The sequence below is a fragment of the Pseudarthrobacter kochi genome (assembly GCF_055412805.1).
In genome coordinates this window covers 1-25,555 of record NZ_JBVAYV010000045.1, presented here as the reverse complement: position 1 = coordinate 25,555, position 25,555 = coordinate 1, and the positions used below count along the sequence as shown (strand labels likewise).

Annotated in this window: 23 protein-coding genes and 1 pseudogene; 7 read left to right on the top strand and 17 right to left on the bottom strand. The window is 67.0% G+C overall.

What is annotated here, in order from left to right:
* Positions 1-107: 107 nt before the first annotated feature.
* Both ACZY0Y_RS16995 and istA read right to left on the bottom strand, forming a co-directional pair.
* A pseudogene (locus tag ACZY0Y_RS16995) lies at positions 108-443 on the bottom strand (ATP-binding protein); the annotation flags it as partial.
* Positions 440-1,684, bottom strand: a complete 1,245-nt coding sequence (gene istA / locus ACZY0Y_RS16990; RefSeq protein WP_463959322.1) for an IS21 family transposase — start codon at positions 1,682-1,684, stop codon at positions 440-442. The gene istA and the pseudogene ACZY0Y_RS16995, both read right to left, overlap by 4 nt.
* Before the next feature lie 191 nt (positions 1,685-1,875).
* Between istA and ACZY0Y_RS16985 the strand changes: the two genes are divergently transcribed.
* Entirely contained in the window at positions 1,876-2,637 is a 762-nt protein-coding gene (locus tag ACZY0Y_RS16985) for a hypothetical protein (RefSeq protein WP_463959321.1), read from the top strand.
* 114 nt (positions 2,638-2,751) lie between these two features.
* Here the strand turns inward: ACZY0Y_RS16985 and ACZY0Y_RS16980 are convergent, their stop codons facing one another.
* Together ACZY0Y_RS16980 and ACZY0Y_RS16975 are read right to left on the bottom strand one after the other, a co-directional pair.
* Positions 2,752-4,755, bottom strand: a complete 2,004-nt coding sequence (locus ACZY0Y_RS16980) for a DUF7380 domain-containing protein (RefSeq protein WP_463959319.1) — start codon at positions 4,753-4,755, stop codon at positions 2,752-2,754.
* A gap of 37 nt (positions 4,756-4,792) precedes the next feature.
* A complete protein-coding gene (locus ACZY0Y_RS16975; protein ID WP_463959318.1) occupies positions 4,793-5,899 on the bottom strand; it encodes a DUF4238 domain-containing protein in 1,107 nt (368 codons plus the stop codon).
* Positions 5,900-6,328: 429 nt separating this feature from the next.
* On the opposite strand from ACZY0Y_RS16975, the gene ACZY0Y_RS16970 reads away from it, so the two are divergent.
* A complete protein-coding gene (locus ACZY0Y_RS16970) occupies positions 6,329-6,433 on the top strand; it encodes a transposase (RefSeq protein WP_463959324.1) in 105 nt (34 codons plus the stop codon).
* Between the two features lie 205 nt (positions 6,434-6,638).
* Here the strand turns inward: ACZY0Y_RS16970 and ychF are convergent, their stop codons facing one another.
* Entirely contained in the window at positions 6,639-7,724 is a 1,086-nt protein-coding gene (gene ychF / locus ACZY0Y_RS16965) for a redox-regulated ATPase YchF (protein ID WP_463881898.1), read from the bottom strand.
* A gap of 105 nt (positions 7,725-7,829) precedes the next feature.
* Between ychF and ACZY0Y_RS16960 the strand changes: the two genes are divergently transcribed.
* The gene (locus ACZY0Y_RS16960) at positions 7,830-9,077 is read left to right on the top strand and encodes a DNA recombination protein RmuC (RefSeq protein WP_463881901.1); all 1,248 of its coding nucleotides are present in this window, start codon (positions 7,830-7,832) and stop codon (positions 9,075-9,077) included.
* Here the strand turns inward: ACZY0Y_RS16960 and ACZY0Y_RS16955 are convergent.
* Entirely contained in the window at positions 9,074-10,165 is a 1,092-nt protein-coding gene (locus tag ACZY0Y_RS16955; protein ID WP_463959316.1) for a 4-hydroxy-3-methylbut-2-enyl diphosphate reductase, read from the bottom strand. The genes ACZY0Y_RS16960 and ACZY0Y_RS16955 overlap by 4 nt on opposite strands.
* Before the next feature lie 9 nt (positions 10,166-10,174).
* Positions 10,175-11,053, bottom strand: a complete 879-nt coding sequence (locus ACZY0Y_RS16950; protein ID WP_463959315.1) for a hypothetical protein — start codon at positions 11,051-11,053, stop codon at positions 10,175-10,177.
* 243 nt (positions 11,054-11,296) lie between these two features.
* Between ACZY0Y_RS16950 and xseA the strand changes: the two genes are divergently transcribed.
* The gene (gene xseA, locus ACZY0Y_RS16945; RefSeq protein WP_463959313.1) at positions 11,297-12,583 is read left to right on the top strand and encodes an exodeoxyribonuclease VII large subunit; all 1,287 of its coding nucleotides are present in this window, start codon (positions 11,297-11,299) and stop codon (positions 12,581-12,583) included.
* An 82-nt stretch (positions 12,584-12,665) separates the two neighbouring features.
* Positions 12,666-12,896, top strand: coding sequence for an exodeoxyribonuclease VII small subunit (locus ACZY0Y_RS16940; protein WP_160664483.1), 231 nt, complete (start codon positions 12,666-12,668; stop codon positions 12,894-12,896).
* A gap of 36 nt (positions 12,897-12,932) precedes the next feature.
* Here the strand turns inward: ACZY0Y_RS16940 and ACZY0Y_RS16935 are convergent, their stop codons facing one another.
* The 9 genes from ACZY0Y_RS16935 to ACZY0Y_RS16895 form a co-directional block, all read right to left on the bottom strand.
* Positions 12,933-13,787, bottom strand: coding sequence for a PPK2 family polyphosphate kinase (locus ACZY0Y_RS16935; protein WP_463959311.1), 855 nt, complete (start codon positions 13,785-13,787; stop codon positions 12,933-12,935).
* 76 nt (positions 13,788-13,863) lie between these two features.
* Complete coding sequence (locus ACZY0Y_RS16930; protein WP_024368418.1) at positions 13,864-15,084, bottom strand: pyridoxal phosphate-dependent aminotransferase; 1,221 nt, start codon at positions 15,082-15,084, stop codon at positions 13,864-13,866.
* 165 nt (positions 15,085-15,249) lie between these two features.
* Positions 15,250-16,212 (bottom strand): ABC transporter substrate-binding protein, encoded by a 963-nt coding sequence (locus tag ACZY0Y_RS16925; RefSeq protein WP_463959309.1) that lies wholly within the window; start codon positions 16,210-16,212, stop codon positions 15,250-15,252.
* Positions 16,209-16,955, bottom strand: coding sequence for an ABC transporter permease (locus ACZY0Y_RS16920; RefSeq protein WP_463959308.1), 747 nt, complete (start codon positions 16,953-16,955; stop codon positions 16,209-16,211). The genes ACZY0Y_RS16925 and ACZY0Y_RS16920 overlap by 4 nt, the downstream gene beginning before the upstream one ends.
* Positions 16,952-17,695: an ABC transporter permease gene (locus ACZY0Y_RS16915; RefSeq protein ID WP_463959306.1), complete on the bottom strand. Its 744-nt coding sequence runs from the start codon at positions 17,693-17,695 to the stop codon at positions 16,952-16,954. Before ACZY0Y_RS16915 ends, ACZY0Y_RS16920 begins: the two co-directional genes overlap by 4 nt.
* The gene (locus tag ACZY0Y_RS16910; RefSeq protein WP_463959304.1) at positions 17,695-18,789 is read right to left on the bottom strand and encodes an ABC transporter ATP-binding protein; all 1,095 of its coding nucleotides are present in this window, start codon (positions 18,787-18,789) and stop codon (positions 17,695-17,697) included. The genes ACZY0Y_RS16915 and ACZY0Y_RS16910 overlap by 1 nt, the downstream gene beginning before the upstream one ends.
* Positions 18,790-19,048: 259 nt before the next feature.
* The gene (rsgA, locus tag ACZY0Y_RS16905) at positions 19,049-20,245 is read right to left on the bottom strand and encodes a ribosome small subunit-dependent GTPase A (protein WP_463959302.1); all 1,197 of its coding nucleotides are present in this window, start codon (positions 20,243-20,245) and stop codon (positions 19,049-19,051) included.
* A gap of 224 nt (positions 20,246-20,469) precedes the next feature.
* Positions 20,470-20,934, bottom strand: a complete 465-nt coding sequence (locus tag ACZY0Y_RS16900; protein ID WP_463881930.1) for an NUDIX hydrolase — start codon at positions 20,932-20,934, stop codon at positions 20,470-20,472.
* A 46-nt stretch (positions 20,935-20,980) separates the two neighbouring features.
* Entirely contained in the window at positions 20,981-21,919 is a 939-nt protein-coding gene (locus tag ACZY0Y_RS16895; RefSeq protein ID WP_463959300.1) for an N-acetylglucosamine kinase, read from the bottom strand.
* Between the two features lie 36 nt (positions 21,920-21,955).
* Between ACZY0Y_RS16895 and ACZY0Y_RS16890 the strand changes: the two genes are divergently transcribed.
* Complete coding sequence (locus tag ACZY0Y_RS16890) at positions 21,956-23,014, top strand: nitronate monooxygenase (protein ID WP_463959298.1); 1,059 nt, start codon at positions 21,956-21,958, stop codon at positions 23,012-23,014.
* A gap of 55 nt (positions 23,015-23,069) precedes the next feature.
* Here ACZY0Y_RS16890 and ACZY0Y_RS16885 read toward each other — a convergent pair whose 3' ends face one another.
* A complete protein-coding gene (locus ACZY0Y_RS16885) occupies positions 23,070-24,047 on the bottom strand; it encodes a LysR family transcriptional regulator (protein WP_463959296.1) in 978 nt (325 codons plus the stop codon).
* A gap of 90 nt (positions 24,048-24,137) precedes the next feature.
* Here ACZY0Y_RS16885 and ACZY0Y_RS16880 point away from each other — a divergent pair, with 90 nt between their 5' ends.
* A complete protein-coding gene (locus ACZY0Y_RS16880) occupies positions 24,138-25,448 on the top strand; it encodes an MFS transporter (protein ID WP_463879955.1) in 1,311 nt (436 codons plus the stop codon).
* Positions 25,449-25,555 lie beyond the last annotated feature (107 nt).

Sequence of the window (25,555 nt, the reverse complement as noted above, 5' to 3'; positions counted from 1 at the left end):
GTAATCACGAGATCAACAGCATCAGCCTTGAACTCATCAGAAAACGTGGGACGGGAAGACATGGGAACAATCCTTTCAAAGACTGTCTCACATCAGTAGTACACCTCAGTACCGGGAGGCCCGAGCAGGACCACGTTCTTGGCCTCGGAGAGGAACACTCCGGTGCCCAGGTGGGCGATGAGGTTCCGGTCCGCGGAGGGCTGATGGTCGAAGTTGAACTCCTCGAGGTCCTTGTGCGCCGGGAACCTTGCGGCCTTGATGCGGGTCGCCGCTCCGGAGGCTTCGCGTTCGGAGACTTCACGGGAGAGGACCGCGGCCAGGTACTCCTCGTGCGACCAGCCGGCGTCCCGGGCCTGGTCGCCGAGACGGCGGAACCCGTCGCTGATCCGTGGTGCGCGCAGGGCCCGGGCGTAGTACTCGATCTGTGAGGGTGTCCCGGTCATGACACCGTCTCCAGCAGCACGGCCGGGTCCTGGCCGAGGTCGATGCCGAAGATCTCGTCATAGGCGCCCAGATCCCGCACCTGCACCGCTTCTGGCGGTTCGGGGCGGCGCACCCGCTGGGTCCGGAAATCCCGGCGCATCACCGCCGCGCGGGCCACGTGGGCCGGATCGGTCACCACCAGATGCCGGGCCCATGCCCGGACGTGGGTGGCGATGATGGCCCCGTCATGGGTGACCCAGACGGTGTCCAGATCAGCGACGACATCCACGATCCGCCCAATGAACGACGGGTCCACGGAATAGTCGTTGGAGAACACCCGCACGTAGTAATCCCGCGGCAGCCGCACCGCGTTGCGGAACATGGTCTCCGGGCTCACCGGCGGCAGTTCCCGCATCCTCTCCCGGTCCAGCACGATCAGCTCGTCGGGACGTCCGTGACGGGACCGCGAATACCGATGATTGGCCTTGGGCAGCCAGTCCTCCAGCTGGCCATTGAAATCCGCTGGTGAGCGGAACTCCCGGCCCGGCATGAAGCGCTGCCGGAAGAACCGGTTCATCCGCTCGACCATGCCCTTGGACTCCGGATCCCGCGGCGGCAGCAGCTTGATCTCCAACCCAAGGGACCCGGCGAACGCGGCCACCGGTTCCGTGGGCCGTCGCCTGCCGATGCCGGACTCGTTGTCCCACAACAGCCGCGACGGAACCGCCTGCGCATCCTGGAGCAGAGTCCACATTCCGCCCAGAAGGTCCGGCGTCGTCCGCGACGGCAGCATCCGTGCCTGGATGAATCCCGAGAACGCCGAAGTCATCACCAGCACCGGTGGCGTGTCGTACTGGCCCGCACCGACGGGCAGCGGCTCGTGCGGGTACCAGAGATCGCACTGGACCTGGAACCCCGGCTCGTGGACCAGACGATCAGCCGGATCCGGCGGCGCATATTCGGGCCGGATCACGGCGACCTTCGCCCGGAACAGCGACGCGGAACCGGACCAGCCCACCCGCTCCGCGAGCGTTGCGGCCGGCATCGTCGGGGTCTTCACCAACAGCTCCCGCACCCTGGGAGCAAACGCATCAAAACTCGACACTCCAGCCGCCCGCTGATACTTCGGCGCCCGGTCCGACTCCAGCGCCCGGTCAACCGTTCCGCGGGAAACCCCCACAATCCTGCCGATCTCACGCTTCGAGTGCTTGCCCGTCGAGAACAGGTGGCGTATCTCCGCCCAATCATCCAAATTGATCACCTTCCATAATGGTCGGTGGCCCTATTTTCAGTTGGCGTTCCTGGCCCTATTTTCGGTTGGCGTTAACATCTAACAACAGTCACTATTTGCGTGCCTTGAGTCTAGGAGACGAGGACTTACGCCTCCGTCTCGAAGGGTACGACATTAGTGCTCGCAAACGGGCATCAATCGTTGCGAACATCGAGAAGTTGGTGCACGATACCGCCGCTGCTGCAGAAGCCGAGAAAGCGCTCCATATACACCAAAGACACACGAAGTTGCTATCTGCTAAATGCGAGAAACTCTCGTCGGAGCTGGCCGAACTGGAACGGCAAATTCAAGAGGCAGTCAAGCGACACGAGGGCCTCGGCCTGTTCGTGCTACGCAAGCGATATGAGGCCGCTTCTGAGCGAGACCGTCTCACCGAAGAGCACCTGACGGTATGCGGCGAGCTCAAGGCCACGGAGCATGAACTCTCTGCCTACGAGCGGCAACTAGCCGAGATGAGTGACGAATGGCGGTCTCGTCGGTTGATTGATTCATTTCAGGTTCGAGAGATTGACGACAGCTCAGGGCGGGCACTGGTTGTTGCAACCGAACCAGCTGCGTCTCTGCCATTCGGCGACAATGCTAGCACCGTCTGGAAGCAGTACACCTTGCGGGCATGGCTAAACACACACTTTCGCGAGAGATTGCCTGAACGCATTCGAAGCCGCCTACGGCCCATAGTCCACGAGGACGGCACGATCGACCACGTATTCATTCTCTCTAAAGCGGAGGCCACCACACGGTCAAGTATCGACGGCGGACCATTGGTCGCACGCTCTTCCGCAGGACCGGCACGTAACACCAGCACCGACTGGAGCCCCGGTCCGATTCGTCTCGATGACATGGGCAAGAGCTGGACATACGACCCTGGCCCGATGGCATACGTGTATCCCGCGATGTTGATGTCATTCGGCAGCGAAAGCTAACCATAGAAACCGTTCCAGCCCCGCTACCCCCCCAAGATAAGGGACTACCTCCGTGCGGCCAGGCTAGACGCCTCTGATTGAGCTCAGTCGCACACGGGTTGGCTACTTCCCCACCTACACTTCGGGCTGTCTACCGGACCTGGCATCCTCCGATCCAGCAGCCCCGACTCCGACCTGCTTGTCTTCGCACGAATCTTCCTTCGAGGTCTCCGGCGAGGCATCTTCTGCGGCCTCTGTTGTCGGAGCGGTGGCCGCTCCGCTGGCCGTCATAACGGAGCCTTCGCCAGCCTTCGCAGCCTGCGTCCGCGCGCTGCTCATGGTCTTGATGACCGGCCACGTCACGAGTCGCAGGCAGAACCACCACATGTACAGCGCCGAGTAACTCCACGCCGAGTTGTCGTCAAGAAGGCCGTGCGCGAGGTTGTTGCGCAGGTTCGGGCCGCCTTGGACGACCAGCATCGCCTTCATCTCCATGACCATCCCCGCACCGAAGATTTTCTCGGTCTCGGTCATGTCGAGAAGCGCGTTCAAACTCTTCTCACTCTCCACGCCGTGCTCATCGACGAACAGCGTGTGCACGTCGTGCCGCCTCAACATGACACGCACGACCTGCTCCAACTGCGGGACCAGAACAGAGACCGCAGCGCCGTAGTTTCCACCCAAGCCGAGCGCCAGCCCGTCGCCCCACAACGTCTCGTGCCCCTCGGGCACTGTCGGCGACTCCACGCACAGCGAGACCATGTACTGCCGACTGAACCGGTGTTCAGTAGTCAGGACCTCTTGCGCAGGCTGGATCATGCCCTTTCCGAGCAATTGCGAATGAAAGAACACCGTGCGAACCATCTCGGCCCACACCGCGTCCTCATCGGCCTGACCAGAAGACCCGGGCCTCCATGCGATCTTCCGGAAGTCAGAGGAAAACGTAGAGGATCCAAAGATGTGGCTGATGGTGCCCTCCAGCATCTTCGCGGCGTTCTCGCGCGCACTGGCTTCGTCTAGCGGCGGTGCGAGCGTCGCGAATGCAGCGAGCGCGTCGAACTTGTCCGCGTGACCCGAGACTTGCATCCGTGCATAGGACACGGCATCTGTCAGGTCGAGTGGGTCCGACTCAATGCGCATCATCTGCTCCATCGACGACTCCCGGCTCTCGCGCAGCCGAACGCGGAGTTCGTCAAGGAGCTCGACGAGACAGTTCTCAAGGCGGTAGGAGCGCGGGATGGTTTGCAGGACCGCAATGGCCTTCTCCAAGAAGTGGCCTTCGACGAGCGCGCCCGCCTTCGGGTCCGCTTGGATGCGCGCATCTGCCTCTGCGATGTAGGTCCGCGCTACGCGCTCAGTTGCAGCGTTCGCCGCCGCCGCGTCCGAACCACCCAGCCACGCGAGCGCCTCACGCTCCAAATGACGAGACAGACGAGGGTTTATCGACGAAGCCTGTGCCGCAAGCGCGAATAGCGCCTCGCGCATCTCCGCGCGCCCGGCCGCCTCGAACCGGCCATGCCGACGTAACGTCTCGGCGAACCCCACGGTCCTGAAGTTGCCCGACACCTGGCCGGCCAAGACCTGAGCCTTGAGCGCGTCCGACATTTCCTGCACTCGGGCCCGGCCGTCCGGTCCGCGCCGTATTGCAAGCTCGAACGCCCGAACCCACGCGTCTTTGCTCGCCCTGAACCACGCATCGCCCGTTAGCGGCGCCGCCCGGTACGCGTCGATGGCTCGGTCCAGCATTGCGACATCAGACCGGACCCCGTAGAACCATGCGACATCGGCAACCCGAGCCCTCAAGTCATCACGCTTGATCAGCGGAGCGATACGCGCCAACAACGCCACCTGGTCTGCATCTAAGTCCGCCGGCACTGGCGTCCGCTTACCACCGAACTGCATCGCGGGTGTAAACGGCTCCAACCAATCCTCAGAGTTCAACATCGCCGACGAGACCTTCGCCAATACCTGAAGGACCAACTCCTGCAACCCGACGACGGCCGGGTCCGCCGCGGCTCGGTCGAGATGCGTCGACAACAACTCTGGCAGTTCATACGGGCCATCCAGCGACGCCGCCGCCAGCGCGTCCTCCCACCACCTCGGGTCGATCGCGTCGCTCACCGAATCTCCCATGTTCATCCGCCACTCCTCTACCGGAACATCATCGCCTACGAAGCTAGTCCAAGCCGTCTGAAGTCGTCATGTCTTGGCGCTCCGCACTTCCCCTCGTATCCTGTCGGCCCTCGCGTCCATTGGGCGCGAACAGCGGCTCACCGTCGAAGTCCATGTCGACGAGTCCTCCCGTCGGTTTGATGTTGACCAGATCCGGTTCGGGAAGATTGACAGGGACGTACCGCTCGTCCTCGGGGTGGTGAAATATGTACTCCCTGGCCGACTCCGCGGTGTGCAGATTGAACAGTTTCTCCATTGCTGTGGTCCCAGACTGAATTCGGTCGATCCGTCCGGCAAGCACCATCTCGCGGAGCTGCTGGACACGCGGATCGTCCGCTCCGACACCCTCCAACATCGCCATGGGATCGCTCATGAGCAGCCCCAACTTGCGCGTGAGCGGGAACGTGACGCCCCATGCCGTCGCGAAGCCGACTCCCTCCCACGGCTCGTCGTCCGATCGGCGCACCAGACTGACCGGAGCATCCGATGTGATGAGGGAGCGTCGGTCGAAGCGAACGAGCGCCCAGGGGCGGGTCGCAAGGTAGGGCGTCAGTTCGATCGCGGTCTCAACTGCGTTCTGGATGTGAGCCAGGTTGGAGAATCCGATCGGCGGCCCACCGGGCTGGGTGGCCTCGTTCCAGATTCGATCCTCTTGCTCCGGCGTCGGGTCGAATCCGAGATTGTCACGGATCCACGCACCCAGATTCTTGCGCCCACCGGCACCCACCTCCAACCGGACCATGGTCGCGCGGAGATGCTCGGTCGTCCTCCGGGTATCCGGCCCGCGCACGCTCTGCAACGCCGTGTAGTGGGCGAAGGCCCACCTGTTCTCCTCGGAGGGAGGAAACTCGCCGTTAGCGAAGCCCTTGATGATGCCGAGGGCCTGGCCCTCGACCTCACTCAGCGCCTTCTCGAACGCATCCGGCTCATCGAACTCACCGACCGTGTGGAAGTGGTTCTGCGCAGCCACGTTCTTCACGCTCGGCGTGTATGGCTGCCGGGAGCGGTTGAGGGGCACGACCCTGATGCGCTCTTGGCCCGTCGCGAAGCCTCGAAGGTACCCCTGCGGCACATAGTGATGCAGCTTCGCCGTGCTCTTCTTGCCGGTCATGCGCGCACCATCTCTGCGGTCGTACCTGAATCGTCCTCACCCATGCAGCTCCCCCTACGTCGCGCATCTGCGTGCTCTTCGATTTCAACTGCAGACCCCTTCGTCATGACGACAGTCTTCCCGACGGGACCGACAATCTGAGCGACAAGCGGCAGGAACAGCTCTTCGCAGTCGTGTACAGCGGCGACAGATCCACCACCTAGATCTGGCACATCAAGATGTCCTGCGGCCATACGACCACGATCTCTACAGGCGAGGGACGCCCCTATCAGCCGAGCACGCGACGTCGTCATGGTCGCCCGGCGGCATGCCCGAAGTCGAGGACGACAGCACAGGCGGCGAGAACCATTCATGCGGCCGCTCGCGAAGCCCGACGACGCGCCTCGCCGCGGACGGCCCCGCACGGACGCGCGCTAAGTCGTCGACGCGATCCGCTACCGCGTGCGCAATGGGACCATCTGGCGCGAGTTGCCCTCTACATTCGGCTCATGGCAGACCGCATCGCCGTCGCACCGCTCGCCAATTGACCAATGAGTCAGCATCGCGCCGAATGACCGAGGAGGCCGGACGCGCTCGCAACCGCGTCCAACCGGGCTGGGCGCCTGCCGCGACGCCGAACGCGGATGCTCAGAGGCGAGACCGGGACCGAAAGCAGATGTCAGACGGGGACGTGACTCGCATTTCGCCACCTACAGACCTCATACTTTTTTCGCAGGTCAGCGGATATTTTCGGCGGTTTCTAGACATTAAATCTAAATTCGACCACGTCGCCGTCGACCATGACGTATTCCTTGCCTTCGATCCGGACCTTGCCGCGGGACTTCGCCTCCGCCATGGAACCGGCTTCGATGAGATCGTCGAAAGAGACCACCTCGGCCTTGATGAAACCGCGCTGGAAATCGGAGTGGATCACGCCGGCCGCCTGCGGGGCCGTGTCGCCCTGGTGGATGGTCCAGGCCCTCGTTTCCTTGGGTCCTGCCGTCAGGTAGGTCTGCAGCCCCAGGGTGTGGAAGCCGACGCGGGCCAGCTGGTCGAGTCCGGACTCATCCTGGCCGTTCATTTCCAGCATCTCGCGGGCTTCTTCCTCGTCCAGTTCGACGAGGTCCGATTCGAGCTTGGCGTCGAGGAAGATGGCGTCCGCCGGGGTAACCATGGCCCGCAGTTCTTCCTGCTTCTCGGGGCTGCCCAGAATGCCTTCGTCTGCGTTGAAGACGTAGATGAACGGCTTGGCGGTCAGGAGGCTGAGTTCCTTGAGGTGCTCCATCTCAAGTTTGTCGCTCTTGACCGAGGCGAAGATGGTGTCGCCGCGTTCGAGGACGGCCTGGGCAGCCTTGATGGCAGCGAGCTCGGCGGCGTCCCGCTTCTTGATCTTGACTTCTTTTTCGATCCGCGGGATGGCATTTTCGATGGTCTGAAGGTCGGCCAGGATCAGTTCGGTGTTGATGGTCTCCATGTCGGAGCGGGGATCCACCTTGCCATCGACGTGGATGACGTCGGGGTCATCGAACACGCGGACAACCTGGGCGATGGCCTCGGCCTCGCGGATGTTGGCGAGGAACTTGTTCCCCAGGCCTTCGCCTTCCGACGCACCCTTGACGATCCCTGCGATGTCGACGAAGGACACGGGAGCAGGCAGCAGGCGCTGGGACCCGAAGACGGCGGCAAGCTTGGCAAGCCGCGGGTCCGGCAGGTTGACCACACCGACGTTCGGTTCGATCGTCGCGAACGGGTAGTTCGCTGCGAGCACCTGGTTGCGGGTCAGTGCGTTGAAAAGAGTTGATTTGCCGACGTTGGGCAGTCCGACGATGCCAATAGTAAGAGCCACGAGTACTAATTCTACCTGCTGCAGCCCGGATCCCCGCGCCCGGTCGGCCGGCCAGCGGCAGGGCGTCGGCCGGAAAGTGTCGGAGGGCCATGCCAGAGTGAAGGCATGGACGCTTTTGCACTGATACTTTCCCTTCTTATGCTTCTCGTCGGCGCGGTTGCCGGCGCCGCCGTGGTCTACCTGCTGGTCCGGCGCCGTACCCTCGCGGTGGAACAGGACTTCGACGCCGTCTCGGGCCGCCTGTCGGAGGTCAGCGCGCAGTTCGCCGCGGCCGACGCCGAGCGGCGGCTGCTGGCCGCCCAGAACCGGGAACTCGGCGAATCCCGGAACCAGGACGGCAGCGTGCTGCGGGCCCTGGCGCCGGTTGCGGAGAAGCTCACGGCGGTGCAGCAGCAGGTGGCGCTGCTGGAGCGCGACCGGCTGGAACAGTACGGCCAGCTGGCCCAGCAGCTGCAGGAGGCCCGGCTGTCCGACGAGCAGCTGCTGCGCTCGACGCATGCCCTGGAGTCGGCGCTGCGCTCCAACAGCGCCCGCGGCCAGTGGGGTGAGGTCCAGCTGCGCCGCGTCGTCGAGGCCGCCGGCATGCTGCGCCATGTCGATTTCCACGAGCAGGTGCACAGCGGGCAACACGGCGCCGCAGCGGAGGCCAGTGTCCGGCCCGACCTCGTCGTGCAGCTGCCGGGCCAGAAGCAGCTGGTGGTCGACGCCAAGGTGCCGCTGGCGTCCTATCTGGCGGCGCAGGAGCTGGGGGCGTCGGCCCCGGGGCAGCAGCACGCGCAGGTCCTGGGCGGGCAGCAGGCCCACCTGCTGGCCCATGCCAAGGCCCTGAAGGCGCATGTGGACGCGCTGAGCGGCAAGAAGTACTGGGACATTCCGGGCAACTCCCCGGAGCTTGTGGTCTGCTTCCTGCCGGCCGAGTCGATCCTGGCGGCCGCGCTCTCGGCGGACCCGGCGCTGCTGGACTACGCCCTGTCCAGGAACGTGGTGCTGGCCTCGCCCTCCACCCTGCTGGCGGTCCTGAAGTCCGTCGCCTTCACCTGGCGCCAGGACGTCCTGACGGACAGCGCAAGGGAGCTCTTCGAACTCGCCCACCAGCTCTATGAGCGGATGGGAACGCTCGGTGAGAACGTCACCAAGCTCGGCGCCTCGCTCAAGACGTCCGTGGACCGCTACAACTCCATGGTGGGCACCCTGGAGGCGCGGGTGCTGCCGACCGCGCGGAAGCTCAACGCCCTGGACGCGACAGGGCTGGCCACACCTGCGGCCGTGGAAGTGACGCCGCGTTCCGTGGCGGCCCCGGAACTCCAGCCCGGGAACGGGCCGGCCGAAGAGGACCGGGAGTCAGCAGCCTAGGAGGTCTGGGCGGCGCGTGTCCCGCGGCCCCCGAGGGCGCGGGTCACATCGCCGGCCTGCTTCAGTGTGGCGCGCAGTTCCTTCGGCAGCGAGAAGAGCAGATCCTCCTCGGCGGTGACCACTTCCTCGACAGAGCCGTAGCCGTAGTCGGCCAGCAGCCGCAGAACGTCCTTGACCAGGACTTCCGGGACCGACGCACCCGAAGTCACACCGACCGTGGCCACGCCTTCGAACCAGGATTCGTCGACCTCATTGGCGAAGTCCACGCGGTAGGAGGCTTTCGCGCCGTACTCGAGGGCCACTTCCACGAGCCGGACCGAGTTTGATGAGTTGGCCGATCCGACCACAATCACCAGGTCGGCCTGCGGTGAGATCTTCTTGATGGCCACCTGGCGGTTGGTGGTCGCGTAGCAGATGTCGTCGCTGGGCGGATCCTGCAGGGTGGGGAACCGTTCCTTGAGCAACCGGACCGTTTCCATGGTTTCGTCCACGCTGAGCGTGGTCTGGGACAACCAGATGACCTTTTCGGGATCCCGGACCGTAACCTTGTCGACCTCGTGCGGGCCGTTAATGATCTGGATGTGCTCGGGGGCCTCGCCCGCGGTCCCTTCGACTTCCTCATGGCCGTCATGGCCGATGAGCAGAATGTCGAAGTCGTCCTTCGCGAAGCGGACTGCTTCTTTGTGCACCTTGGTCACAAGCGGGCAGGTCGCGTCGATGGTCCGCAGCCCCCGGTCCTCGGCGGACTGGACCACGGCGGGTGAGACACCGTGGGCGGAGAAGATCACGAGGGCACCCTCGGGGACCTCGTCGGTCTCATCAACGAAGATGGCGCCCTTTTCCTCCAGGGAGCTGACGACATGCACGTTGTGGACAATCTGTTTGCGGACGTAGACCGGCGGGCCGTAGTGCTCGAGGGCCTTTTCCACCGCAATGACCGCGCGGTCGACGCCGGCGCAGTAGCCGCGCGGGGCCGCGAGCAGGACCCTTTTCGGGCCGGCCACGGGGGCTGCCGCCAGCACGTCTTCCGGCGTGCGCCGCCGGCGCGGAACGGTTGGCATCGGAATGGAAACAGCGGTGGAGGTCATGCCCCAATGCTACCGGTGTTGACTGGGCAGCTGTTGTGGCAGGGGTTGAGGCGCCCGGCGGCCGCCGACGGCGCGCAGTACGAGTCCGGCCACCAGCAGGACGCCGCCGGCCACGGCGGCCACCAGGATCCACTGCCCGAAACTTGAGCTTGCGGCAGCCACGAACTCGGTCTTGAAGATCTCCGCGACTTCATTGCCGCTGCTCGTCCGCGTCACCGCACCCCCGACGGCGTCGGCAGCAAGCTTCCAGACACCGGCGAGCACGAGGGTTCCGAGTCCGATGCCGGCAACGACGGTCCCGCGCCGCCGGGCGGCCACGAACGCCAAAGCGAAGGCGATGAGCGCGCCGATGGCCAGCGCGTAGCCCATCGGTGCGAAGGCGGACACCCGGTCGAGGATCTGCCGGTGCTCGGGCTGTCCGATGGTGATCAGCAGCTGGTCCGGGGCTTGAAGCGGGAGGGTGGTGGCTTCCGCCACCTGCTTCGTCACCAGGGCGACGAGTGGTGCCAGGTCCAGGGTCACCGAGGAAACACCCTGGGCCCCGGCAGGCAGGGTCTTGGGGTCCCCGAAATTCAGCCGGTGGCTTTTGCGCAGGGTTTCGGTCCAGGCATCGGGGTAGCCGGGCATCCTCGTCAGGGACCGGGCCGCGCTCTCCAGGATCGGCGTGACCAGTCCGCTGAGCGCTTCCGGGATCCGCTCCGCGCCGAGACTTCCCACGGCGGCCGCAGCCAGGCGCTGCTGGAACGCCGGGTCCTTGCCCAGCGGCGCGGTGAACGCCACGAAACCGTCCTCCTGGACGATGTTCCGGTCCACCCACATGGCCGGAACAGCGGCTGCCGCCAGGACGAGGCCGATGAGGACCGCTACGGCCGAGACAAAAGTGCGCACAAGGATTCCTAGCAGGTTGATGGGTAGTGCCATCCTACGGGGGCCTCCGCCGATCGATGAAGCCGGACAACAAAGTCGGCCCCCGGTGATAGAGCTATGGATAGAGTTGAAACCGACAAGTTCGAGTTGTCTGCCGCCCGCCCTTCCTGACGCAAACGCCGGGGGTGCGTGACTGCGGACGGCACCGCCCGGCAAAGGACACCACCCATATGCACCAGGCCATCTCCGCCCCGGGGTACCGGCATGTCTGAGGATGTCGTGGCAGCCACGACGGTTCCGGCCACGGCGGCGGACACCAGCCCGGACAATCCCTGGCCGCTGCAGCTGCTGTCGCAGAAACTCAAGATGCACATCGACCGTGCACCGTCCGCCTGGGTCGAAGGCCAGGTCATCGAGCTGAACCGGCGCGGCACCAACGCCTACCTGACGCTGCGTGACGTCGACGCCGAGATCTCCCTTCCCGCCTCCGTCTGGACCAAGGTGCTGGACCGGCAGGACATCCCGCTGGAACGCGGCTCCCGGGTTGTGGCCCTGCTCAAGGCCGAATTCTGGCTCAAGACGGGCCGGCTGAACATGTCCGTGAAGGACATTCGGCCGGTGGGCCTGGGAGACCTGCTCGCCCGGATCGAGCGGCTCCGCCATGCCCTGGCCGCGGAGGGGCTGTTTTCCGACGCCCGGAAGAAGCGCCTGCCCCTGCTCCCCCACCGGATCGGCCTGATCACCGGCCGCGACTCGGACGCCAAGAAGGACGTGCTGCGCAACGCGGCCCTGCGCTGGCCCGCCGTCGAATTCGAAATCCGCGAGGTGGCCGTCCAGGGCAACACCGCCGTCGCGCAGGTCATTGCCGCGCTGCGTGAGCTGGACGCGCACCCGGAGGTGGATGTGATCGTCATCGCCCGCGGCGGCGGTGCCCTCGAGGATCTGCTGCCGTTCAGCAATGAGGAACTCATCCGGGCGGTGTCGGCCGCTTCCACTCCGGTGGTGAGCGCGATCGGCCACGAGGCGGACCGGCCCATTCTTGACGATGTCGCGGATCTGCGCGCCTCCACGCCGACTGACGCCGCCAAGCGGATCGTCCCGGACGTTGTCGAGGAGCTCGCGCGCGTGCGTCAGGCACGCGACCAGCTCCGGCGGGGTGTCACACTGCTCGTGGAGCGGGAAACGGACCGCCTGGCCTCGCTGCGCTCCCGTCCCGTGCTCGCCTCCCCCGAGGTCATGGTCAGCATCCGGCACGACGACGTCGAACGGCTCAAGGGCCGCTCGCAGGCGGCCGTGACCACCGCCGTCGTCCGGGCCGCCGACCAGTTGGTCCACCTCAAGGCCCAGGTCCGTGCACTCTCCCCGCAAAAGACCCTGGACCGGGGGTATGCGGTGGTGCAGTTGGCCGACGGCGGCTCGGCTCCCGGCACCCGGCGGGACGTGGTGCGGCACCCCGACCAGGCCCCGCCCGGCACCCAGCTGGCCGTCCGTGTGGCCGGGGGCCGGTTCACCGCGGAGTCGACCGGCGGCCAGGAACCGGCGGACGACTGAGCCTGCAGAACAAGTCTCGGCCGCGCCCCCACAGCCCGCCTATCCCACCCGAACACCCGGAAACAGCAAGGAGCAACACGCCATGGCAGCAGAAACAAAGCCCAACGCCGACATCGAGGGTCTGAGCTACGAGGACGCCCGCGAACAGCTCGTCGGCGTCGTCAGCAGGCTCGAAGCCGGCGGGGCGAGCCTTGAGGAGTCGCTGGCGCTGTGGGAACGCGGCGAGGCGCTGGCCAAGCGCTGCGAACTGTGGCTCGAGGGTGCCCGGAAACGCCTGGCCGCGGCGCGCGACCAGGCCTCCCAGGACGGTTAGCCGCCCTGGGGCCGGCCGCTCACCACAGCCGGCCGGTCAGGAGCGCTCGACCAGTTCCCGCTCCATCGCGACGTCCAGGTCCGGAACCGGCCACTCCAGCTTGAGCCCCTCCAGCGCGTCGAGCAGCAGCTGCTGGACGGCGATCCGGGCATACCACTTCTTGTTGGCCGGGACTACATGCCACGGGGCGACGTCGGTGCCCGTCTTCTCGAATGCCTTCTGGTAGGCGTCCATGTAGTCGCTCCAGAACGCGCGTTCCTTCAGGTCATTGCTGCTGTATTTCCAGAGCTTCGCGGGCTCATCCAGCCGTGCGAGGAGCCGCTGCTTCTGCTCGTCCCGGCTGATGTGGAGCATGACCTTGACGATCTTGGTGCCGGCGGCCGCCTGCCGGGCCTCGAATTCGTTGATCGCGTTGTACCGGCGTTCGAGTTCCCTCGGATCCGCCCAGCGGTGGACGCGGTGGATCAGGACGTCCTCGTAATGTGACCGGTCAAAGACGCCCACCATGCCAGCGGCCGGCACTTCCTTCTCGATCCGCCACAGGAAGTCGTAGGACTTCTCTTCCGGGGTGGGTGCCTTGAACGACTTCATCTGGACGCCATGCGGATTCATGGCGCCCATGACGTGCGTCAGGATCCCGCCTTTCCCGGCCGTGTCCATGGCCTGGAGGATCAGCAGGATGCGCTTGGTGCCGCCAAAGCGGGATTCGGCGAACAGCTGTTCCTGGAGCAGGGCGAGGTTGTCATCCAGATCGGCGAGCAACACCTCGCCGTCGTTCTTGTCCCCCGGGTAGCCCGGCGTGGAGTCCGGGTCCGCGGCCAACAGGTGAAAGCCTTTGCCCACCTTCAGGGTGTCAGAGGGGTGCTCCTTGAATCTCACGACGTCCGCCATTGCAAGCCTTTCCGGGTTCGGGCAGCCTCCGTTCGGACCGCCGGACTACCGCCCGTGCCGCGCTGCTGAGCTCAGGCTAGTTCCCCTTGTACCGGCTCAGGAAGTCCGCCATGCGGTTGATGGCCTCTTCAAGGTCTTTGACCAGTGGCAGCGTGACCATCCGGAAGTGGTCCGGGCGGACCCAGTTGAAGGCCCTGCCGTGGGAAACCAGGATCTTCTGCTCGCGCAGCAGGTCCAGGACGAACTTCTCGTCGTCGCGGATGCGGTAAACCTCGGGATCGAGCTTCGGGAAGAGGTACATCGCACCCCGGGCCTGCTGGGTGCTGACCCCGGGAATGGCATTGAGCATGTCGTAGGCCTTGTTCCGCTGCTCGAGAAGGCGCCCGCCCGGCAGGATCAGGTCGTTGATGCTCTGGTACCCGCCGAGCGCCGTCTGGATCGCGTGCTGCGCCGGGACGTTCGCGCACAGGCGCATGTTCGCGAGCAGGTTGATGCCCTCGAGGTAGTCCGCGGCGTCCTTCTTCGGCCCGGAAATGGCCATCCACCCTGCCCGGTAGCCGCACACGCGGTAGGCCTTGGACAGGCCGCTGAACGTCAGGCACAGGACGTCGTCGCCGGTCAGGCTGGCCATGTTCACGTGGACCGCGTCCTCGTAGAGGATCTTCTCGTAAATCTCGTCGGCGAAGAGGACAATGCCATGCTTCTCGGCCAGGGCGACGATCTTCTTGAGGGTGTCTTCCGGGTACACCGCGCCGGTGGGGTTGTTCGGGTTGATCACCACGATGCCCTTGGTGCGCGGCGTGATCTTGGCTTCGAGGTCCGCCAGGTCCGGCTGCCAGCCCGAGTCCTCATCGCACAGGTAGTGCACGGGCCGGCCGCCGGCAAGGGCAACGGAGGCGGTCCACAGGGGATAGTCCGGGGTGGGAATCAGGACCTCGTCGCCGTCATCCAGCAACGCCATCAGGGACATCGTGATGAGTTCGCTGACACCGTTGCCCAGATAGATGTCATCGACGTGGATGTTCTGGATCCCGCGCGTCTGGTAATACTGCGAAACGGCTGTCCGGGCCGAGAAGATGCCGCGGGAATCGCTGTAGCCCTGGGCATGCGGCAGGTGGCGGATCATGTCCACCAGGATCGCGTCCGGCGCTTCAAACCCGAAGGGGGCCGGGTTCCCGATATTCAGTTTGAGGATACGATGACCCTCCGCCTCCATCTGCTGGGCGGCCTGAAGAATCGGTCCACGGATGTCGTAAAGGACATTATGAAGCTTGGTGGACTGCTTGAATTCTGCCATTCATCAAATATGCCATATTGAGGATGTACTTCCGCTGAGATCTGACTCACAGGGGTGTCCGGCCGTCACAGGAACGGAACGAACGACGGCGGTTGCCGGTCTTCCCCCGTGGACCGGAGGAGCCGGCAGCCGCCGTCGTTGGTCAGAAAAACCTGGATACGACGCTTACTTGACGATTCCCTTGTCCTTGAGCCAGGCAGCTGCAGCATCCTTGGGGTTCTGCTTCTGGCTGCCGCTGACTGCCCGGTTCAGGTTGATCAGGTCCTCCGTGGTCAGGATTTTGGACACGGCGTTCAGGGTCTCCTTCACCTTGTCGGTCATCTTGGCTTTGTTGTACAGCGGGAGGACCTGCTGGGCGATGAAGTTGTTCTTCGGGTCCTCAAGTACTACCAGGTCGTTGTCCGCGATGGACGGGGTGGTGGTGTAGATGTCGGCCACCTGGACCTGGTCCGAGAGCAGGGCCTTGAGCGTGACGGCTCCGCCGCCGTCGCTGAACGGCTCCAGCTTCTTGGGTACGCAGTTGTAGTTCTTCGCCAGGCCCGGCAGCCCGTAGGCGCGTTCGGCGAAGGTCGCCGGGGCGCCCACAACAATTTCGCTGCAGACCTTGGCGAGGTCTTCGATCGACTTCAGCTGGTACTTCTCCGCGGTGGCTTTCGTGACCACCATGGCGTCCTTGTCCTCGGCCTTGGAGGGCTCCAGCACGGCCAGTCCCTCGGGCAGCTTGCCCGGGAGTGCCTTGTAGATGTCTGCGGCCGAGACCTCGGTGGCGTCCTTGCTGACGTGCAGCAGCAGGTTGCCGCTGTAGTCGGGGATGACGTCCACCGATCCGTCCTGGACGGCCTTGAAGTAGACCTCGCGGGAACCGATGTTCGGCTTGGTGCCCGCCGTGACGCCGGCGCCGTTGAGCGCACCGGCGTAGACCTCGGCGATGATCTGGCTCTCGGGGAAATCGGCGGAACCGATCACGAGGGCCGAGCCCGAACCGGATCCGGCCCCGCCCGTCGCGGGGGCTGTGGAGAGCGGATTGGATGAGCCTCCGCAGGCGGACAGTGCCATGGCCAGGCCGACGCCGGCGGCCAGGCCGCCGAATGCGCGCCTGCCGAGTGCTCGTTGGCGGGTTTCCTTCATGACGTACCTCCTTGAACAGCAGTCCCCGCGGGTACGGGGTCTGTGAGATCAACCGCAGCCTGCTGGCTCCGGTTTGGCTGTGAAGAGGCCCCCTGGGACAGGAAGAGCCTCTGGATGAGGGCGAGGACGAGGTCGCCGGCGATGGCCAGCCCGGCGATGAGCAGGGACCCGCCCAGCATCTGGGGGAAGTCGGAGAGCACAAGCCCGTCGAACAGGTACCGGCCGAGGCCGCCCAGGTTGATGTACGCCACCACCGAGACGGTGGCGATGGCCTGGAGCACGCCGGTCCGGAACCCGCCGTACATGACGGGCAGGGCATTGGGGAATTCGGCGCGGAAGAGCACCTGGAGCTCGGTCATGCCCATGGCCCGGGCGGCGTCGACGACGTTGCGGTCCACGCTGGAGATGCCGGCATAGGTTCCGGCGAGCAGCGGCGGGACCGTTAGGATCACGAGGGCCCAGATCGGCGGCATGAGCCCGATGCCGGCCAGCAGCACGAAGAGCGTCAGCAGGCCAAGGGTCGGCAGGGCACGGAGGGCTCCGGCGACGGCCACGGCGGCGACCCGCCCGCGCCCGGTGTGTCCGACGTACAGGCCGATGGGCACGGCAATGGCGGTGGCGATCGCCATGACCAGGCCGGTGTAGAGCAGGTGCTCTGCCAGCCGAGCGGGGATTCCGGCGCTGCCGGTCCAGTGTTCCGGATCGCCGAGCCACGCGAAGGTGTCGGTGACGACGTTGCTCATGCGTTTCCCCCTCCGGTCTTGGGCCGCGCGAACCGCTGCGCGGCGGCAGCGGTGCCGGCCGTGACGCGGCCGCCCGAATCGCTTGTAGCACCCGCGCCGGAGGCGGCCGCGGCGCGGGTCCAGGGCGTCAGCAGCCGTTCGAGCAGGACCAGGACCGCGTCCATCAGCAGGGCAAGGACCAGGATGGCGATGATGCCCACCACCACCTCGGTGACGAAGTCGCGCTGCAGCCCCGAGGTGAAGAGCATTCCAAGGTTGCCGATGCCGAGCAGGGCCGCGACGCTGACCAGCGAGATGTTGCTGACGGAGACAACCCGCAGTCCGGCGAACAGTACCGGCAGGGACAGCGGCAGGTCGATCTGCAGGAAGCGGGCGAAGGGCTTGAACCCTATGGCGACGGCGGCCTGCCGGAGGTCCTCATCCACCGAGTCAAAGGCGTCCAGGGTGGCGCGCACGAGGAGGGCCACGGCGTAGATGGTCAGGGCCACGACGACGTTGACCGGGTCCAGGATCCGGGTTCCGAGGACGGTCGGCAGGATGATGAAAAGGGCCAGGGACGGGATCGTGTAGAGCAGCGAGGAGGCGGTCAGGACCACGGACCGGAGCGCGCGGTTCTGCCGGGCGAACTGGGCCAGGGGGACGGCAATCAGCACTCCGAACACCATCGGCAGGATGGCCAGGACCAGGTGCTGGCCGGCGAGGCTGAAGACCTGCGCACTGTTGGCCAGGAACCAGTCCATCAGAGCGCGCCCTGGCGGACGTGACGGTCGGATTCAATCACTGCGAGGACTTCTTCGGCGGTGATGACGCCGGCCACCCGGCCGTCGGCGTCCACGGCGACGCCGAGTCCGGACGGCGAGGACAGCGCCGCGTCGAGCGCGCGGCGGAGCGTGTCGCCCTTGCGGAAGAGGGAACCGCCGGGAACCGGCCCGGCGCCCACGCCCGGACCGGACCAGCCGAGGGGGCGCAGGCTGTCGTCGACTACCAGTTGCCAGTCGCCGGAGGCGTTGCCGCCGGTCTTGAGTTCTTCGGGTGTGACGGTCCTGGCCGGGTGCACGGTGACGCCGTCGGACGGGCTGAAGCCAAGGTGCCGGAAGCCGCGGTCCCGGCCCACGAACGACGCCACGAAGTCGCTGGCCGGGGCGCGGAGGATTTCCTCCGGAGTGGCGTATTGCGCCAGTTTGCCGCCGAGTCCGAACACAGCGACCTTGTCCCCCAGCACCGTGGCCTCGTCGATGTCGTGGGTGACGAAGACGATGGTCTTGGCGAGGTCGCGCTGGAGCCTGAGGAGTTCCTGCTGCAGTTCATCGCGGACCACAGGGTCCACGGCGCTGAAAGGCTCGTCCATGAGCAGCACGGGAGGGTCGGCGGCGAGCGCCCGCGCCACCCCGACGCGCTGCTGCTGGCCCCCGGAGAGCTGCGAGGGGTAGCGCTTGCCGAGCGCGGACGCCAGCCCGACGACGTCGAGCAGTTCCTGTGCGCGCTTGCGCGCTTCGGCCTTCGACACCCCGTTGAGCCGGGGCACGGTGGCGATGTTGTCCAGCACGGAACGGTGCGGCATCAACCCGGAGGACTGCATCACGTAGCCCATGGAGCGGCGCAGCTTCGCTGCGGGCACCGAGGTGACATCCTGCCCGTCCACCGTGATGATCCCCGACGTCGGCTCGACCATGCGGTTGATCATCCGCAGCGAGGTGGTCTTGCCGCACCCCGAGGGCCCGACCAAGACCGTGATGGCGCCTTGGTCGATGGACATGGTGAGGTCCTCGACTGCGGCCTGACCGCCCTGGTACTGCTTGGTGACGTTCTGGAACTCGATCATGGCTTCAGCCATTTCCGGGCTTACCTTTTCTGTTGGCGGCAACATCGGGCGGTCCAGCCAACTGATCATATGCATGCTGATTTTTGGCTGTAAAGACGGTAGAACACAGCCTAGCCAGCGCGGCTGGCAAAGTCAGGGACCTGAACAAGGGCACCGGGGCTGACGTAGTGGTTCGTAGGACAGGCGGCGGTGGATGGGTGCCGCGCCGGAAAAGTTTTTCCGGCAGCACCCATCCACCGCCATTGAGGTGCTACACAGGCAAACGCGCAGGTCACTGCGCGCCCATTCGGTCGGGCCCGCCCCGGCCCTTCCGGCCGCGCTTCGCGCCCCGGTTTTCGGCCGCCTCGTGGCTGTCCCTTTCCGCCGACCGCTGGCTCTTGCCGGCAGCCGAAATCCGCTGGTGCCACTCCCGGGCGTAGGCGCGGCTGGCCGCAGAATCGTGCCGCCGCGCCAGGGCCGCGAGTTCACGTTGAAGCGTCAGGTAGCTCGCCCAGCGGCGGTCCTCGAGCGACCCGTCCGCGAGGGCGGCCCGCACGGCGCAGCCGGGCTCGCTGCCGTGGGCGCAGTCGGAGAACCGGCATTGCCCGAAGAGTTCCTCAAGATCGCCGAACATCTCCGTCATCCCGCCGTCGGCGTCGAACAGCCCGAAACCGCGCACCCCCGGGGTGTCCATCAGCACGGCACCGCCCGGCAGGGGCACCAGTTCGCGGGCGGTGGTGGTGTGCTTGCCCTTGCCGTCGCCCGACCGGACTGCCCCGGTTTCCTGGACTTCGGCGCCGGCGAGGGCGTTGATGAGGGTGGACTTTCCGGCTCCCGAGGGCCCCAGCAGCACGAGGGTGCCGCCGGGCGGGAGGTGGCCCAGCAGTTCATCGAGGCCGTCGCGCTGTTCCGCGGAGGTGGTGACCACCGCGACGCCGGCGGCCTGGAGCATGACCTGGCCAACGACGTCGTCCGCGACGTCGGCAAGGTCCGCTTTGGTGATGATGACGAGCGGGGTGGCGCCGGAGTCCCAGGCCGCGACGAGGGTGCGTTCGAGCCGGTTGTGGGTGAGCGGCCGGTCCACGGGCACCACGACGCCGACGATGTCCATGTTGGCGCCCAGCACCTGCGCCTCCGAGGAGGCTTCGAAGGCGCGCTTGCGGCTCAGTTCCGAGTGCCGGGGCAGGATCCTCGCGATGGCAGGCTCCCCGGCGGTATTGGATCCCAGCCAGACCCAGTCCCCGGTGGCGGGCAGTTCCCCGGTGCCGGGATAGGGCAAATGGAGGGTCGTGTCGTGTGTGGCGATAAGGACCAGGTTGCGGTCCACGCGGATGACCCGGCCCGCGCCGGTGCCGCCCGGCACGGGGTGGGCCGCGAAGCGTTCGGCGACGGCGGCCGTGAAGCCGAACCCTGCCGGGCCGGCGGGAAGGTCAGTGGTGATGGGGTGGGCGGCGCCCGAGGCGCCGGGACGTGCAGATGAAGTAGTCAACGAAAGCCCTTTGATGGGCCCCGGTGCACGTGCCGGGCTGCGGGTTCTCTTGAACCGGGCAGCTGTAAGGCTAGTGGGTGCTGAAGGCCGGGGCGGGAATGGTGGAGTGGCTGATGGTGGCGCGCAGCGCGCACCGGACTGTTGCAGTCATCGTCTCCACCTCCCTGTTCCCGCGATCGGCGTTTCTGCCGGTCTTTAGGATAGCCGGATGCCCCGGGGCCTGGCTAGGAAACGGTCCAGGATAGTTTGCCGTTCAGCGGCCGCTCGCGGTGGAGCCGGAGCGCGGCGTCAACGAGCGAGACCTTGTTGAGCCCCGCGACGTCCGCCAGCGGGATCCAGGCCGCGTGGGTAGTGCTGCCGTCGACTTCGTGCCGCAGGTCCCCGCCGGTAATCCTCGCCTCGTAGACGAGCCGGAGGGACTGGAAGTCCCGTTCGCCGCCGTCGATCCGGATCTCCGCGGGCCAGTGCCCGACGTCGATCCCCAGCATGGCGCCGACCTCCGCGTGGTATCCGGTTTCCTCGTAGATCTCCCGGCGGCAGCCGTCGACAGGGTGCTCGGCCAGGTCAAGGCCGCCGCCCGGCAGGGTCCAGCCCTCCTTGCCGCCCTGCTTCCAGTACGCCAGGAGGATGGCGCCGTCGCGGATGATGACGGCGTACGCGGCGGGGCGGGTGTCGAAGTTCAGGCTCATTGTTCCAGCGTAGTAGCCCGCCGGCGTCTAAGTCCGCCGGGCCTGATCAGTCCTGCTCGGCCACGAGCTGGAGCACACCAAAGACGGGATCCCGGTCCAGGACCCGGACATCGGTGATCCCCGCGGCGGCCAGGGCTGCGCGGAAGGATTCCTGCAGGCGCGGGACGTTCATGCCCAGTCCGCTGCCCAGGATCACCGGGCCCTCGATGCCGAGCTGCCGGACCGTCTGCTCCGCGAGGGCTGCCAGGTCCCGTCCGGCCTGGTCGACGAGTTCCTGGCTGGCGGCGTGCCCGGCGGCGGCAGCGTCGACCACGAGCCGGGCCCGTTCGGCCCAGTACCGGCGCCCGGTCTGCGGTGAATGGAAGAGCGCGATCAGCTTGTTGGGGTCATCCACACCGCAGGAGGCCAGCAGGGCCGTTGTGAGTTCGTCCGGTTCCAGCCCCTGGTTCATCCGGCGCAGGCTGTGGCGCACTGCCTCGCGGCCCAGCCAGTACCCGCTGCCTTCGTCGCCCAGCAGGTAGCCCCAGCCGCCGGCGCGCGCCTCCTCGCCGCGGCTGTTCCTGCCCCAGGCGGCCGAGCCCGTTCCGCCGATGACGGCGACGCCGGTGCTTGCGCCGCCGGCAGCCAGCAGGAGCCTCGAGTCGTGGACTACGGTGATGCGGGCGCCCGGCACATGCGGCGCGATCAGCGCGGCGAGGGCTGCGGCGTCGTCGTCGGTATCGATGCCGCCGGCGCCCGCGTAGACCTGGGAAACCTGCCCGCCCCCGATCCGGGCAAAGAGCCCGGCGAGGTTGCGGGCCGCCTCCTCGCGGCTGACGTTCTGGACGTTGGAGCTGCCCACTGATTCGTCGGCCACGGCTTTGCCGTCCTCGAAGCGGACGCCGCGCGTCTTGGTCCCGCCGATGTCGAGGCCGATCACTGCGCCGGTGGCGGGAGCGGCCGGGGAACCGGGGTCCGCCGACGGCGGGATGTCAGAATGAGTCACCGGAACAGCCTACTGAATCCTTTCCAGGAGTGAGCAATGTCGCACGACATCTTTGGTACCCGCATCATCGCCGCCCCGATGGCCGGCGGGACCTCCACTCCGGCCTTCGTAAAAGCCGTGCATGACGCCGGCGGCCTGGGCTTCCTGGCCGCCGGATACAAGAGCGTGGAGGCCATGCAGGCGGAGATCCGCAGCGCCCGCGCCTCCGGGGCACGGTTCGGCATGAATGTCTTTGTTCCCGACCCCGCCCAGCTGCCGCCGTCCGCGGAGGTGCGGGCGCAGCTCGAGGACTACCGCAGCCGGCTGCGTGTGGATGCCCTGCGGTACGGCGTGACGGTTCCGCCGCTGCGGCTCGACGACGACGACCACTGGCAGGGCAAGGTCGAAGCACTGCTCGCCGATCCGGTGGAACTGGTCAGTTTTGCGTTCGGGCTCCCCGGTACCGATGTTGTGCGTGCGCTGCAGCGGGCGGGCTCCGCAGTGCTCGCCACCGTGACGACGGTTGCCGAGGCGCTGGAAGCTGCCGGACAGGGCGTGGATGCGCTGGTGGTGCAGCACGGGAGCGCCGGCGGCCACAGCGCGGCCTTCCAGCCGCGCCCCGCCGGGTCCGGTACCGGGTCCGACGGCAGCCGCGACGGCGGCCAGCCAGGGCCGACGGCGGAGCTGGTCGCCAAGGTGCGGACCGCCGTCGGGCTCCCGCTGCTTGCTGCCGGGGGCGTGATGGACCGGGCGGGGCTGGAGGAGGTCCTGGCCGCGGGGGCACAGGCTGCCCAGCTGGGCACTGCGTTCCTCCGCACGGACGAGAGCGGCGCCCGGCAGCTGCACAAGGACGCCCTCGCCAGCGCGCATTTCACCCAGACGCAGCTGACGAGGGCCTTCACCGGGAGGCCGGCCCGGGCGCTGGTCAATGAGTTCGTGCGGGACCACCCCGACGCGCCGGAGGCCTATCCCGCCGTGCACCACCTCACGGCTCCGCTGCGCGCGGCAGCAGCCGCAGCCGGGGATGCCGAGCGGCTCAACCTGTGGGCGGGCACTGGCTGGCAGCAGGCGCGGGCAGGTTCCGTGGCGGAGGTCATGGCGGCTCTGCTGGGCTGACGGCCGACCGCCCACTGCCGACCGGCGAACTTGCGCTTGCGCTTGCGGGACCGGCTCAGGTGCCCGAGCGCCCGCGGACAAAACCGGCCAGGAGTGCCGGGCCGTCGCTGAGCACCAGCTCCCGGAACAGCCGCACCGGGTCCGGTTCGGCGTCCGCTCCCCCACGCCGTTCCCGCCAGGCCAGGCCGATCTCCCGGAACGCGAGGCCGGACTCCAGCGCGATCTCCACCCAGCCGAGGTCGCCTGACTTGGCCGGCAGGTGGCGGCCGGGGCCGCCGGGCGGGAGGATGCTCACACCGAGTCCTGCGGAGACGAGTCCCCTGGCCGTGTGGGTGTCCTGGCTTTCGAAGGCGATCCGGGGGCGGAAGCCGGCCTCGCGGAAGAGGGCGTCGGTCAGCGAGCGCATCCCGTAGCCGGGGCCCATCGCCACGAACGGGTCCTGCCGGATCTCCGCGAGGCGGGCACGACGGCGCCCGGCGAGCGGGTGCCGGTGGTGGACGACGAGCCGCAGCGGTTCCCGGTACAGGGCTGCCGAGGAGATCAGCCGGCTCGGCGCCGCGAGGGGGGCGGTCAGTGCCAGGTCCGCGTCCCCGGCGGCCAGTTCAGCCAGGCAGCCGTCCCGCGCACCCTGGCTGAGGTCGAAGGCCGGCTGGGGATGCCGGCTGCGGAAGGCACTGATCAGCAGCGGCAGCATCGCCTCGCCGAAGGTGTGCTGGAAAGACACCGCGATCCGGCCGCGCACCACCTCCGACTCGTGCCGGACCAGGTCCAGTCCGGTCTGGAACTCGCCCAGCGCGGCCTCGATGTGCGGGAGGAGCGCCTTGGCCGCGGGAGTCAGCCGAACGCCGCGGCCGTCACGGATCAGCAGTTCCGTCCCGATGATGCTGCTGGCGCGCGCGATGCCCCGGCTGACCGTCGACTGGGGCAGACCCAGCACGTCGGCGGTCGCGGTGATGTGCTGGGTGCGCCCGAGCTCGGCCAGCAGGGGCAACAGCGGCAGCAGCTGGACCAGCTGTTTGTGCTCCACGTCCATGTCCCACGCTCCAGATCGTTCCGTATTTGCTATTGATTCTATGAGAATCATGCATTGGAAGCATGTCTTCCGGAAGCCTACTCTGGAGGGATGTCCCGCCACCCGCTCCGCCAGCTCCCCGCCGCACGCCGGACGCCCGGCGCATCCGCCGCCCCCGGTGCCGCCCCTGCGGTCGACGCCGGGGTTCCGGCGTGGGAGGGGCATGCCAAGGGGTCCGCGGCCTACCGGAAAATTCTCGCCGGGCTGGCGTTCGCCGGCGTCGCCACCTTCGCCCAGCTGTATTCCACCCAGGCGGTGCTGCCGATGATAGCGGCGGAGCTGCAGGTCACGGCGGCCGAGGCGGCACTCACGATCTCGCTGGCCACTGTGGGGCTGGCCGTGACGGTGCTTCCGTGGTCCTTCCTGGCCGACCGCATCGGACGCGTCCGGGCCATGGTGTGGGGCATCTCGGCGGCGACGGTCCTGGGCCTGCTGGTGCCGCTCGCCTCCAGCTTCCCGATGCTGCTGGGCCTGCGGATGCTCGAAGGCATGGCACTGGGCGGCATCCCCGCCATCGCCATCGCTTACCTCAATGAAGAGGTCAACAAGGCCCACGCCGCACTGGCGGCCGGCACCTACGTCGCCGGGACCACCCTGGGTGGACTCGCCGGCCGGCTGGTGGCCGGCTTTGCCGGCGAACTCTGGGGGTGGCGGGCCGCGGCCCTGGCCGTCTCAGTCCTGGCCGCCGCGGCGGCCGTCCTGTTCCTGGTCCTGGTGCCGCAGGCGCGGGGCTTCACGGCGGCCGCGGCCAGCGGTTTCCGCGGCGCGTTCCGGACGCTGGCGGGCCACAGCCGGAACCCGCGGCTGCTGGCCCTCTACCTTCAGGCGTTCCTGCTGATGGGCGGCTTTGTGGCCGTCTACAACTACCTGGGCTTCCGGCTTTCCGGGGAACCGTTCAGCCTCCCGGCCACCATCATCAGCCTGATTTTCCTGGCCTACCTCTCCGGGACGGTCTCCTCCCGGTGGGCCGGCGGGCTGACTGCACGGTTTGGCCGGCGCACGGTGCTGCTGGCCGGAACAGTGCTGATGGTGGCGGGTCTGGCCCTGACGCTCACCCAGCTGCTTGCGCTCATCCTGGCAGGCCTGCTGCTGTTCACCGGCGGATTCTTCGCGGCGCACAGCATCGGCGCAGGCTGGACCGGGGTGATCGCAACAACCGGCCGCGCACAGGCGGCCTCGCTCTACAACCTCGCCTACTACCTCGGGTCCAGCGTCATCGGCTGGGCCGGCGGGCTGGTCTTCCAGTCGCTGGGCTGGACGGCCCTGGCCCTGAGTGTGATCGGTCTGGCGTGCACGACGGCGGTGATCACCGCCGTCGTGCATCCGGCCCGGCCCGCGGTTCAGGCGCTGGCCCGCGGCTAAGCCTTGATCCACCGATGATGGTCGGGGCGCCGACGGCGGTTTAAACCGAGAATGCCCGTCTTTTCAAGGAAAATGGAGCTTGTCTAGAACCCATTGACCACCGAAAA